General features: G+C 43.4%; 8 protein-coding genes. 4 read left to right on the top strand and 4 right to left on the bottom strand.

The window, feature by feature from the left end; translation table 11 throughout:
* The first annotated feature begins 14 nt into the window (after positions 1-14).
* Both arsB and AAA970_RS19275 read left to right on the top strand, forming a co-directional pair.
* Positions 15-1,061, top strand: coding sequence for an ACR3 family arsenite efflux transporter (arsB, locus tag AAA970_RS19280; protein ID WP_338238527.1), 1,047 nt, complete (start codon positions 15-17; stop codon positions 1,059-1,061).
* Positions 1,062-1,698: 637 nt separating this feature from the next.
* Positions 1,699-3,288, top strand: a complete 1,590-nt coding sequence (locus tag AAA970_RS19275) for an ATP-binding protein (protein ID WP_338238526.1) — start codon at positions 1,699-1,701, stop codon at positions 3,286-3,288.
* Positions 3,289-4,196: 908 nt separating this feature from the next.
* Here AAA970_RS19275 and bglX read toward each other — a convergent pair.
* Positions 4,197-6,479, bottom strand: coding sequence for a beta-glucosidase BglX (bglX, locus tag AAA970_RS19270; RefSeq protein ID WP_338238525.1), 2,283 nt, complete (start codon positions 6,477-6,479; stop codon positions 4,197-4,199).
* A 496-nt stretch (positions 6,480-6,975) separates the two neighbouring features.
* Positions 6,976-7,137, bottom strand: coding sequence for a cupin domain-containing protein (locus AAA970_RS19265; RefSeq protein ID WP_338238524.1), 162 nt, complete (start codon positions 7,135-7,137; stop codon positions 6,976-6,978).
* 404 nt (positions 7,138-7,541) lie between these two features.
* Here AAA970_RS19265 and AAA970_RS19260 point away from each other — a divergent pair, with 404 nt between their 5' ends.
* Together AAA970_RS19260 and AAA970_RS19255 are read left to right on the top strand one after the other, a co-directional pair.
* Positions 7,542-7,967 carry a hypothetical protein gene (locus tag AAA970_RS19260; RefSeq protein WP_338238523.1) on the top strand — a complete coding sequence of 142 codons (426 nt, stop codon included), beginning with the start codon at positions 7,542-7,544 and terminating at the stop codon, positions 7,965-7,967.
* 413 nt (positions 7,968-8,380) lie between these two features.
* Positions 8,381-10,756, top strand: coding sequence for an ABC transporter permease (locus AAA970_RS19255; protein WP_338238522.1), 2,376 nt, complete (start codon positions 8,381-8,383; stop codon positions 10,754-10,756).
* A 379-nt stretch (positions 10,757-11,135) separates the two neighbouring features.
* Here AAA970_RS19255 and AAA970_RS19250 read toward each other — a convergent pair whose 3' ends face one another.
* Positions 11,136-11,561 (bottom strand): OsmC family peroxiredoxin, encoded by a 426-nt coding sequence (locus AAA970_RS19250; protein WP_338238521.1) that lies wholly within the window; start codon positions 11,559-11,561, stop codon positions 11,136-11,138.
* Positions 11,562-12,090: 529 nt separating this feature from the next.
* Entirely contained in the window at positions 12,091-13,461 is a 1,371-nt protein-coding gene (locus AAA970_RS19245; RefSeq protein WP_338238520.1) for an MATE family efflux transporter, read from the bottom strand.
* Between the last annotated feature and the right edge of the window lie 374 nt (positions 13,462-13,835).

Raw genomic sequence — 13,835 nt, 5'->3', positions numbered from 1 at the left:
TATCAATAACTATCATGTCAGCAAATAAAAAACTAAGCTTTCTCGACAGAAACCTGACGCTATGGATCTTCCTGGCAATGGGCATTGGGGTGGCACTGGGATTTTTCTTCCCCGGTATTCCGGAACAAATCAATAATATGAGCTCCGGCTCCACCAACATTCCTCTGGCCATCGGCCTGATTTTAATGATGTACCCGCCACTGGCCAAGGTGGATTACAAACTCTTACCAAAAGTATTCAAAAATGTAAAAGTGCTGAGCATTTCGCTTTTATTAAACTGGGTAATCGGCCCTGTACTCATGTTCGCACTGGCCATCATTTTCCTGCAGGATTACCCTGAATATATGGTAGGACTGATTTTGATCGGACTGGCACGCTGTATTGCCATGGTACTGGTATGGAATGACCTAGCAGAAGGCTCTACCGAATATGGCGCCGGCCTGGTCGCACTGAACTCCATCTTTCAGGTATTTGGCTACAGCTTTTACGCCTGGTTGTTCATCACCAAACTACCTCCCCTATTCGGATTTGAAGGGGCCATCGTGGATATTTCCATTGGCACCATTGCCGAATCCGTAGCCATTTATTTAGGAATTCCATTCCTGATGGGTATCCTGAGCCGTTTGATATTAGTAAAAGCTAAAGGAGAAGAATGGTATAAAAATGTATTCATCCCGGCCATCTCTCCCATGACGCTGATCGCCTTATTGTTCACCATCGTGGTGATGTTCTCCCTGAAAGGGGAATTGATCGTAGAGATCCCGATGGATGTAGTACGCATCGCCATCCCACTATTAATTTACTTTGCATTGATGTTCTTCATCAGCTTTTTCATCAGCAAAACCATGGGAGCGGAATATGACCAAAATGCTTCCATCTCCTTCACGGCGGCAGGGAACAACTTCGAACTGGCCATCGCAGTAGCCATTGCCGTATTCGGATTAAACTCCGGACAGGCATTCGCCGGGGTGATCGGTCCCTTAGTCGAAGTCCCAGCACTTATCCTCCTGGTAAAAGTAGCTTTTGGATTAAAGAAAAAATACTATCCGGCAACTACTTAGAAAATTTTATATAACTCAATTTAATTCGAACCGGGCAGCAATGTCCGGTTTTTTTTATCTTCCCCAGCACTTCACACGGATTATTTATGCTTCCATCCTCGTTTGGCCGCAAAACGAAAAAACTGATGGAATTTTTCCTGTTTCAGGGGGTTCCCAACAAAGCAAATGAAGGAGAAGAAAACAAGCCTACCCCAATTTAAGCTAAATAAAAATTAGCGCCACCAATCTTAACAAACGGAAAGAGACCCCCTTAAATCAAGCCTAAAACTTGCGGTGAATTATTCGACTTCATGGGGCCTGCGCCACAGCGCACCGGGCTTTCGGCGGTCGCTTTTTTCGGCGGGCAGTAGCGTTGTTCTCCCCATTGCCCGCCCGCCGAAAAAGAGCTCCACAACCGGCTAACACCTCCGCCTCTATCCCTGGCCCGGGGTGCGGTGGGGTGGTTGAATCAGCGGGGAGAGGGATCGCCCGTGCTGTTAAATTTCACCTTAACGGGCGGATTGCTACATCAGGCCGTTTGTACCTCAAAAACAAGCCGAAAATACTGAAGTCCCGGCAAAAGAAGAACAACAGCATAAAAAGCTCCTTTTGCGAATTTAAGGTATTTCGTATCTTTGAAAAGCACAAGCCTGAAACTATGAGTACGGATAGAAAAGCATTACCCATCGGCATACAGACTTTTGAGGATTTACGTGCCTCAAAAGACGATTTTCTATACATCGACAAAACGAAAGAAATATTCCAACTCACTCGCCTAAATAAAGGCTACTACTTCCTCTCCCGTCCCCGCCGATTTGGCAAGTCCATGTTGTGTTCCACCCTGCAATCCCTCTTTGATGGCAAAAAAGCACTCTTTGAAGGGCTCAATATTCACGACCATTGGGACTGGACGCAGACCTATCCGGTGATCCGGATGGATATGAGTGCCGCCAACTATACGGATATCGGGGTAGTGCATGAAAAATTAAACACCGCCCTGAAGGAAAATGCACAAAATCTTGGCGTCGATATTGCATTGGATGCTGTGCCAGGAACAGCCTTTCGTTCACTCATTACCGAAGTATCCAAAAAATACCAAAAACAAGTCGTCATCATCATCGATGAATATGACAAGGCCATCCAGGACACCCTCAACAAGGAGGGCGACTTAGCCGCGGAAGCCATGGATGCCCTGCGCGGATTTTATAGCGCCATCAAAGCCTCAGATGCCCATGTACGCTTCTGTTTCATGACCGGAATTACAAAATTTACGGGTATGGGGCTATTCAGTGGGGCGAATAATTTTAATGACATTTCACTTGACTCAAAATTCGCCTCCATTTGTGGTTTCACACAAAATGAATTGGAAAATTGCTTTGGCAGTTACTTTGACCATGTGGATATGGACAATGTAAAACGCTGGTACAATGGCTACAACTACCTGGGCGACAAAGTATACAACCCCTTCGATATTTTGCTTTTTTTGGATAAAGGAAACAGCTTTCAAAACTACTGGTGGCAAACGGGGACTCCAACATTCCTGGCCAAACTCTTTGAAAAAGGAGAATACCAGGCTTATCAGCTCGGCAGTATGGAGTTACCGGCCGAGGAGTTGCACCACTTCACGCTGAAAAATCTAAATCTCGTATCACTCCTATGGCAAACGGGCTATTTGACCATTGAATCCGTAATCGAAGAACCTTTTGGAGGGAGTAGCTATGTGCTGACCACGCCCAATCATGAAGTGCAGCGCGCTCTCAACGCCCTCTTTCTGACCAGCCTGACCGACCTCCGTCAAAACGCGCACCATCAGCAGCAGCATGCTTTGCGCAGCATTTTTAAGAACGATCTGGCAGGCTTTGAAAAAGCCATTCGCGCCATGTTCTCTGCCATCCCCTACAACAACTATGTTCAGAGTAATATCCAAAAATTTGAGGGTTACTATGCTTCCGTGATTTATGCCTATCTCCTGGCGCTGGGACTAAAGACCCGCACCGAGCAAGCCACCTCCGCCGGACGCATCGACCTGGTGATGGAGAGCCCAAGTCATATCTATATCGTAGAATTCAAAGTGAATGCGCCCGATCCTGTTGCCGGACAACAAGGCGAAGCTATTCAGCAAATTATCGCGCAGCAGTATTATGCTCCCTACCTTAACGACGGTCGCCCGATTGTGTTAATCGGTATGCACTTCAGCGAAGAGGAGAAGAACCTGAGCCTGTTTGAGGTGGTGGAATGGAAAGCATGAGGGGAGCAAACCCATTTCAGCAAAAACATAATAGATTAACATCAGGACGCGAGAAGGAAATCACGAATGAACACGAATTAGCACTTATTTTTTATGGAGAAAGCGCTCCAACCTATGAGCAAATAATGATTTTAGAAATAAAAAATTAACCCCTTAATACTCCTCACTATCCTGATTTCATGGGGCCTGCGCCACAGCGCACCGGGCTTTCGGCGGTCGCTTTTTTCGGCGGGCAGTAGCGTTGTTCTCCCCATTGCCTGCCCAACGAAAAAGAGCTCCACAACCGGCTAACACCTCCGCCTCTATCCCTGGCCCGGGGTGCGGTGGGAATGGTTGGGTGTAGCGGAAATACTTTATCCCACCACTTTTGTCACACCAATACAAAACTTTACGATAGTATTTCGAAGGTAGATTCCAAATTAGCAAGAAGTTTAAGTTCATTCACAAAAAAACTAATAGATTAACCCACAGATCGCAGCACTTCGCTCAATTTCCTCTTAGGCACTGAACCAAATTATGCTTGCTTATGCCGGATTTTTCATGCTTAATTCCTCGTTTTGCTGCCAGTTGGGAAAAATGAAGAAATTTTTCCTCTTTCGAGTTTTTTCCAATGAAGCAGACGAATGAGGAGAAAACAAGCATAAGAGCATGTTTAAAAGCACACCACCCGGCTGTAAATTCAAATTTTTGGAAGCGATTTTGGATAATTTCCTAACAATAGCGAAGCAATTCGCTCAAAATAATCCCTTATCGCTTCTGTAAAAATCAAATTTTCACTACGAATTTTGGCTTTTAAACACGCACTAACCAAATTTAAGCTATTTCATCTTCGGAAAAACCAATCACCACACCCTAATCTCAAACCACTTACAACAACCCACTAAATCTAGAGCGGTGAGTAATTCGGGTTAATTCACATTCAACTGCTTTTGCCAATGAAAAGAGGCTTCCTGTACTTCTTGAGCATTCGTTCCGAGGAATACTTTAAAATCACCACTTTCCCAATCATAAACCAAATCAGAATTATAAAACTTTAAATCTTCAGTACTAATGCGGAAAGTCAGCTCTTTGGATGCTCCGGCTTTCAGGGCAACTTTCTGATAATTTTTCAATTCCTTAACCGGACGGGACACCGAAGCATAAACATCCTGCACATACAATTGCACCACTTCCTCACCGTCGCGCTCACCGGTATTGGTAATCGTCACTTTTACCTCCAGGGTCGCCTGTTCTCCCTGCAGAGCGGTCGCGCTTAATTGCATCGGGCTTAATTCAAAAGTAGTATAAGTCAAACCATAACCAAAAGGATAAAGGGGCTCATTAGGGATGTCCAGGTATTTGCTTTTGTATTTATGATCCTCTTCAAAGGGGCGACCAGTACGCATATAATTATAATATACCGGAATTTGGCCCACATTCACCGGCCAGGACATGGTCAGTTTTCCGGAAGGATTGTAATCCCCGAAAAGTACATCGGCCAAAGCATTTCCGGCTTCATTACCACCATGCCATGCCTGAAGGATGGTCGGCACGTGAGCATCCTCCCAACTCAATGCCAGGGGACGACCACTGGCCAATACCAAAACTACGGGCTTATTCAATTTCAGCATTTCTTTCAAAAGATCTTTTTGACTTTCCGGTAAGCTGATATCCGAACGGCTGGCCGCTTCTCCGGACCATGCTCTTCTTTCTCCCAATACCGCCACAATCACATCTGCATCCTGAGCGATAGCCTTTGCTTCCTCCAACATTTTTTGGGAGGCGACAGCATCCGGAAATCTTTCCGGCCTGCCCGGCATATTCTTTCTGCCACCATGGTTGCGGTTCACATTCATTAAGTAGGGATCCTGCGTTGCGAAGGACCCCTTCGCATAAGCCACCTCCACCTTTTTCCCGGCTACATTCCGAATACCTTCCAAAATAGAAACCACCGGCTTGGTATCATTGGTGCCGGCCCAGGTGCCCAGCATGTCTTCATGGGTATCCGCCAAAGGTCCAACCACCGCAATTTTTCCGGATTTTTGTAAGGGAAGGACTTTATCCTCATTTTTCAACAAAACGATGGAACGTTGAGCAGCATGTCGGGCATAGGCTACCTTCTCCTTATTCATGACCTGCTTCTGACGCTTGTTATCATAGTATTGATAAGGATTTTCAAATAAGCCCAACTTATATTTTGCTTCCAAAACCCGACGACAAGCGGTATCGATTTCTTCCTGCGAAACCTTATTTTCCTCCAGAGATTTGGTCAAAGTACCGATGAAAGCCTCACCAACCATGTCCATATCAATTCCTGCTTTCAATGCCATAGCCGCTACTTCCTGCAGGTCGCCCATACCATGATCAATCATTTCATTAATAGCGGTATAATCCGTCACCACAAAACCATCAAAACCCCATTGTTCTCTTAAAAGCTCCGTCATCAACCATTTATTTCCGGTGGCCGGAATCCCCTCTACTAAATTAAAAGAAGACATGGCCGAACCAGCACCTTCCTCAAAACAAGCCTGATAAGGATACATATAACTGTTAAACATGGTCAATCTACTCATATCTACCGTATTGTAATCTCTTCCCGCTTCCGAGGCGCCGTAAAGTGCAAAGTGTTTCACGCAGGCCATCATGGAATTGTTGGCGGACAAGTCTGTCCCTTGATAACCACGAACAAAGGCACGGCCGATCTGAGCACCCAACCATGGATCCTCTCCACCACCTTCAGCCACCCGGCCCCAGCGTGGATCGCGGCTTACATCTACCATGGGGGAGTATGTCCAGTTTACGCCGTGTGCCGTCGCCTCTTCGGCTGCAATTCTGGCGGTTTGCTCAATCACTTCCATATCCCAGGAACAGGACAGGGCCAATGGAATCGGGAAAATGGTTTTGTATCCGTGAATAACATCACGCCCGGAAATCAGAGGGATTCCCAATCTAGACTCCTCCACGGCAATACGCTGATTATTTTCCCCATGGGCAGCACCGATCAGGCCTTGACGGATAAACTCATCCTTTCCCCTGGTTTCCGACATCACCAAATCACCTGCACCAGAAGATAAATTCAACTGTCCGAGTTTTTCTGATAAGGTCATTTCGTTCATCAGGCTGTCGATGAACTGATGCATTCCAGCCTCCTGAGCGATAAGCTGATTTTGCATCACCCACAAGGCAATCAGTAGTACTATTTTTCGCTTCATTTTAAAAAATTAATCGTAAGAACGTAAACTGTTAATGGTATTTTAATGCATTAATTATAAATCAATAGCATAAAAATCCTGTCTTACTATTAAGCTCAAAAATAAAAATTTCAAGGCCTAAAAAGTGAGGAAAAAAGAAGGATAACAAGTTACTACGAGGAGCTATATTGCGGAATAAACATACACATCCTTCACATGCTATCTCACTACAATTAAATCAGTTAGCACTTTCCGCAAGTTTATAAAAAAGAATAAAAACAAAATACCTCTACGCCCGAAATGGGCGGTTGGCTTAGGGATGAAGCGGGTCTGTCTAAGCTCTTTGGGGCAGGCTAAAGGCGTAGCGCCTCGCCCCAAAAGCGAGCCGCGTGAGCCCGACCGACGTCAGGAGGGAAGCCCCCAATAGATTCATGAAGGACCATATTACATAAAAAAAGAATCGGAATGGGGGCGTTTCAATTTCAAATGGCTTTAGTTCATTTTAGGGTCTGAACGTTTAACGCCAGCGCCTGTGTGTATTGGCCACTTCTGTAATCACGACGCCTTCGGGTCCGGCCATTTGCCAATGAGGGGATTCTGCTTTGGCCAAAGGTACGAAACCGCCCACCTCTGTGGGGATGATGTGCCGGGCCGTTACCTTTCCGTCCCAGTGGACCATAGGAATTAGGACTTCAGGAAAATTGACTAGATTGCCCTCGCCGATACCGTTTTGGCTATTTTACTTTGTCTCATTGGTATTTTGATCATGATTTTAATCAAATATCATTTTATCAAAACCCGGGATTATTAAAATAATTAGACATGCTTAGCCCTTGGCTTAACTGACAGGCGGGCAAAATGACAGGATACTTCCCTATTTCGATTGTTCGCCAAAGAAGCAGATGAAGGAGGAGAATGCTGGTTCAGTCAAATTCAGACAATTAAAATCCAGGAAAAAAACCTTTAAATAAAATAAAACAAATACATTAAAAAATATAGCGGCATATCCTTCAAGGGAGGAATTCTATTTTGAAATTTTTACTTTCAATTCAGAATTGAAAAAATCACTTAACCCATAAGTAAATGAGCCTGCAAAGTGTCATCGACCATTATATCCGCAAATCAGAACGTTCTGACTTTGAAATCGATCAAGTCCGGAAAGAATTAGAAGCCAAACAGTTAAAAGAGGAAGACATCCGCTATATTGTGCGGAAGGTGGATGATCATGTACAAGAGGCGGCCCTGAACCGCCTACCCAAAAAGATTAATTTACCTGTTATTGGGGAAAAATTTAAAAAAGGATTGGGAACAATTCTTATTCTCTTTGGAGTCGGAGCGACCCTTTTAAGCTTTTGTGGAACAATCGATACCGGTGATACTTATTACATTTATTATGGTCCGATCATTGCCGGTTTATCTTTAAAAATAAGGGTATTGTCGCCTCGTCAACGGAGAGCCAACCGACATGCCCGGCAGATGCTCAGATCTGAGAAAGAGCGAATACATTAGTTTTCACAGCACGATACAACAGCCCTCCGTATTTTTAGTCTTCCCGTATCCTAATTCATGCATGCTAAAATCCTCGTTTAACTGCAAACCTGTCGAAATAAAGGGTTTTTTCTTATTTAGATTGTTCCCCAGGTAAGTGGATGAAGCAAAAACCAGGTTTTGCCAAATTTGGGCTATTGGAAAATCGGAAAACCAACCTAGAATCCTCTGTTCATGAGCAAATGAGTTAGCCTATGGAACCTCCCGGTAGATAATTCGGGTTGTTTTTCCCACGGTTGCGTCCATCCCCTTTACAGTCATGTAAATTTTTTTGACAATCCCTAAAAAGCAAAATACTATAAACTATTATATTACAGCGCATTAAACTTGTGGAACGGGATATGAAGACGAATGAATAATCATAATACAAACCCATGTTCATACATTACCTGCTAACCGCTTATCGAAACCTAAAAAGGAATATTTTCTACTCTGCCCTGAGCGTGCTCGGCTTTGCCACTGGCTTCACGACCTGTATTATCATTGGTCTTTTTATTCTCCAGGAATTTCAAACCGATAAGCACTTTCCTGATCACCATTTGATCTACCGGTTATATGATGCTGAACACGCCACTGAATTTGTAGACATGGAATTAGTGAATGCATTAACCACACACTTCCCTGAAATTGAAAGCGCTGCCGCCTATAATGGCATTCCCTGTAAAGGGGAAATAAGATTTCCCGCCTATCTGAAAACTAAGCAAAGTTATCTGGATACCGATTACTTTACCATCACCGAAAATGACTTTTTTAAAATATTTGGAATAAAAATACTGGAGGGAAACCCATTGAGTCCCTTTCAGGATAAAAACAGCGTGATTCTGACCACCTCCACCGCAAGAAAACTTTTTGGAGATGAATCTCCCCTTGGCAAAGTGGTAAGTTTTATGGTGGGACAGGAATTGATTATCTCCGCGGTATGCGAAGACCTTCCCACACCTAACAGTTTTTCCACGGATTTTTTTCTAAATGTTGAAAATCCCGCTTTCATATGGAACCGATCCTGTGAAAACAACAAATGCATGGACCGGATGGAAGTTTATTTTAAAATCAAAGCCGGAGCGGACCCTCAAAGGGTGGAGCAAAAGATCAGGAAGTATATTCCACAGCTCAGCCAAAATCACCACCAATTGGCTCCGCAATTGCTATCCGACATCTACCTTTCTTCAAGGAAAATTCCATACGCCGCCATAACTTCCCATACCAAGGCCAATACCCGATTAATCTATACCTTATGGAGTACGGGTCTTATCATTCTTTTGCTCTCGATTACCAATTATCTTAATTTCAATATCGCCAGAATGGCTGATAATGCCCGAACACTTTATTACCGGAAAATTGCAGGCGCCAGTCGACATCAGGTGTTTCTTTATTTGTTTACTGAAATTGGCATCGTCACCTTACTCGCCTTTTTCCTGGCGGTATGCCTGAGCCATTGTACATTGCCATGGGCTGAAATTTTGTTGAATACCCCCCTGAAATGGCAATACCTTTTGCTACCACATGCCCTAATCATTTTTACGGTTTGCCTCCTAGCGATGATGGTTATCATTTGTCTTCCGCCCATGTGGATCGCTTATTCTCCACTTCTCAAACAAGCTTCTTCCGGACAAAATTTTGGAAAGCTTAAGCAAATCAATCAGGGACTAACCGTTTTTCAATTCAGTGTGGCCTTTACCATCATGGCCTGCCTGCTTATGCTTAATAAACAAATGCGATATATACAGAATTCCACTCCGGGATTTAATAAAGAAGCCATTGTCTATATCCCCATACAGTTCAACAAGCAAATCGCCAGGCCACTATTTAATGAAATAGAAAAATCCATTCCCGGAATTCAACTAAGTCTTAGCTCCAGTATTCCTGCCTTTCCGGTAAGTACCGGAGGAAATACGGCTCTTAATGATGCAGGAGAAATGGTTTTCACTTCTTTTGAAATGCTATTTGCTGATGAAAACTTCCTGAAACTTTACAATATTCCCCTACAACAAAATGGAGAATATCTTCAATCATCAAGAGCCATTTGCTATATCAATGAAACTGGCCTTCAGGCTTCCGGATGGAAAAATACCGAAGGCAAAATCATGGACAGTTGGGGAACTTACCCCATTGGTGGGGTGATAGGCGACTTTCATAGTCAGTCTTTTCATAAGCCCATTAATCCATTGGCCTTAATTATTGAAAAAGGGGTAGATAAACCGGCCAATAGTGACTACAATTACCTTTCTATAAAACTCCCCGGGGAAAATCAGACGGAAGCTTTGAAAAAAATCAAAGAAATTTGCACTAACATTTCTCCGAATACGATCCTGGAAACAAAATTTCTGGATTTAAAAATTCAACAGCTTTATGAAAAGGATGAACGCATGCAACAGAGCATCTTCCTTTTCTCCATGATCAGCCTGATATTGCTGATGCTTGGCATCCTTGGACAGGTCCATCAAATTTGCCTCAAACGGGCGAAAGAAATTGGTATCAGAAAAGTAAACGGAGCTTCGAGTCCGGAAATACTACTATTACTTTTTCGTTCTTTTGCCCTTCAATTAATTATTGGCTTTTTCGCCGGTTTACCCTTTGCTATTTATTTTATAGGCCAATGGCTCTCCAACTTTGTTTATCGCACTTCGCATAATGCATTCATCTATTTTCTCGCTGCAGGCATAATCGCCTTTTTTGTGCTAATGCTAGTTGCCCTGAAAGGATATAGCGCTGCCGCTCTAAACCCGGTGAAGGTCTTGAAAGAGGAATAAGAGCCGGGGCAAATCAGGAGCATAATGAAAATAGTAACCTCATGATCGTCAATATCATTATTGGTGGATCCTAAATGGAAAACCATTAATCAGTAACAAAAATAAATTGAACTACTTTCATTAACCCGAATTAGGTATGATTAAGAGCGTCATTAACTGCAAGGCGGGAAAAATGAATGAATTTTTCCTATTTCATTTTTTGCAGGGAGGCGGATGAATGAGGGGAAAGCAAGCTTACCCAATTTCGGGCTATTGAAAAATTGGAAAATCAAACTAAATCCCTTTGCTAATGAATTATTTGAGTTAACCTAATAAATCTAAGGGTGGATAATTCGACTTAAAAGGGCGCGACTTTCCACACCCTTTTAGTTTTCTTGCTTTAAAGCAACTCCGCTTTCACCTCTATCTCTGCTGAGCCTCCGGTATACAGGCGAGAGATGGGACATTTAGCTTTTGATATCTCGATAATCTCTTCAAATTTCTCGCTGGTAAGATCGGTACATTTAACGGTAGTATCCAGAGCAATGCTGGATATTTTGGGCCCAATATCGTCCCCATCCAGGATGACGGTGGCCTTGGTGTCGATGCTCTCAGGAGACAATTTTTCCTCGCTGATCAGGGCAGATATAAACATGGAAAAACAGCCTGCAATGGCAGCTCCTACAAGTTCCTCCGGATTAGTCTCCGCTCCGTTTTCAAAACGAGAAGCAAAAGTATATGGCCCTTCATAACCGGTAAATTGCATGGTTCCTTTGCCTTCTTTAAGTGTGCCGGTCCATTGGGCTTTGGCTTTGTTTGTGTTCATTATGGTCGTGGTTTAAATTTTTCCCCCTAAACCTATTGCGCTTAAGGGATTTAAAATTTGATTTCTCCAATAATTTCCAAAATCCACCTTGCGTTTACAAGGCTTTGGTCCGAATTATTCAAAAGCTGATTCATTTCACCTCAATAAACTACTAACCTGAATATTCATCGATGATTTTATTGGCACAACTCAAAAGAAATTTAGTAAAGGCATTTTTCTTATATCTTGAATAGCCCAATTTGGGCTAAGCTTGCGATTTACTCATTCCGCTACCGCCTGGGGAAAAACTCGAAACAGGACACTTTTCCGTCATTTTTCACGCCTTACAGACAAAGGAAGATTTAGGCAACCCTAATCCGGCTATAGCATAAATAATCAGGCTATTCCTGAAATAAGGGGCATCGGTTTACACCTTTGTAAGTTATTAATACTTTTCAAATAGCTCGAAGCGTGTTTAAAAGCCCAACATCCGGCTGTAAATTTTTGGCTATTAAACACGCTATATGAACGACCCAATCTCTGGCGAGCACTACGCCAGCACCGCCGCCCGGCTTACTTCTGATTTTGTTACTAATCGCTTCCTCCTTAAATATTCAAATCGAATCAAAAACAAAGTGGAAGAAATGCTCAGCCCAAGTGGAAAGCCCATCCAGATCCCTACCTCTCCAAAGCCCCCATGAAAAGCTGCCCAATAAGAAAAGGGTAAGGAAATGATAAAATAGGCGGAAAAGGTCAGCCACAAAGGAAACTTAAAATCCTGTACCCCTCTCAAAACCCCGGCATAAACAATCTGTATTCCATCCGGAATTTGAAAAGCTGCCAGCCAAAATAAAAACACATTAACCAAAAGAATTACCTCCTGATCATCGGTAAACAAATCAGCCAGCCAATATCTACCCAATAGAAAGAAAAGTACCATTCCGGTAGACATCACCAAAATAATCATCAGGGCAGCATAGGCACTTCTTTTCATATTGGGCAAATCCTCCTTTCCATAATACTTGCTGATCTCTATACCCGCAGCAGCACCAATTCCCTGATACACCATAAAACCCAGAGTAGAGATACTGATCGCTACCTGATGTGCGGCCAAACCTACCTCTGAAATCCAACCCATCATAATCGCGGCTACGCCAAATGCACTCGCCTCAGTCAGCATCTGTAAGGCCAATGGCCAACCATTCCACCAAAAGAATTTTATGCGACTCATCGACAACGATACTTTGGGGAATAATGACGCATAGGCCCCATAAGAATTAGATCTGCCAAATTTCCATGCCGCCAAACTTGCCATAAAGATTCTGGAAATTAGCGTCCCGACACCCGCTCCTAACAGTCCCATGGCAGGCATGCCGAACCAACCATTAATGAAGATAAAATTCCCGACAATATTCACCACATTTCCCCAAAGGGTAATGCGCATACCGGATTTGGTATCACCTACTCCCTCAAAAAACTGCTTGAAGGTCAGGAAAATCATTTGAGGAATAAAAGAAAGGGTCAAAATTGCCAAATACTGTCGGCTGGCCTCAATAATTCCGGCAGGCTGCCCGAATTGATCCATATTCAGGTTGAGCATCACCAACAATGCAAAAAGCAATAACCCCATGCCCATATTGGTCAGCAAACTGTTCTTTAAAGACTCCACCGCCCGATTGGGGGCGTTTTTCCCCAGTGCTTCCCCCACCTGAGGGGTTAAAGTAAAGGTGAATCCCATACCAAAAATCAGTACGGAATTGAAAACGGTATTGGTAAAAGAAGCCGCAGCCAATGGACTGGTGCCTAATTGGCCAATCATCATATTATCGACCAGACCAACCGTAATTTGTCCGAGTTGTGCCATGATCACCGGCCAACCCAATTTTAATAAATTAGAAATGTGAGAAGAATAAGCCTTCATCGTCTCTATTGTTAAAAGGTGTAACAATTATGGCAGTGCCTAAGACGTTTTTTATTAAACCCACCTACTTCTTTTCTCAACCCAAAGCTTCCCCATGCGCTGTTAAACCAGCAGGATCACTAATTATTCCTAAGATTAAATGAAGAAAAAAAGCAGGATAGTTTTTTTTGCCGTCAGATGCACCGGCAAACGAGACCTTTCCAGAGATGACCTCCATGAGTCACTTTTTTGCGGACAGCGCCGGGCTTCAAGGTAAAAACAATTCCTCATCTCTGCGGCTATCTCTGGTCGTTGCTCCCTATTTGAAAGGGCGGACAAAGGTAAGAATTTCATTTAATTTTAAAAAACAGATCTCCCCAAAAGCAAGGCATTAA

It is taken from the genome of Persicobacter diffluens, assembly GCF_036244895.1.
Taxonomy (GTDB): Bacteria; Bacteroidota; Bacteroidia; order Cytophagales; family Cyclobacteriaceae; genus Persicobacter; species Persicobacter diffluens.
This window is presented reverse-complemented; position numbering and strand designations above follow the sequence as displayed.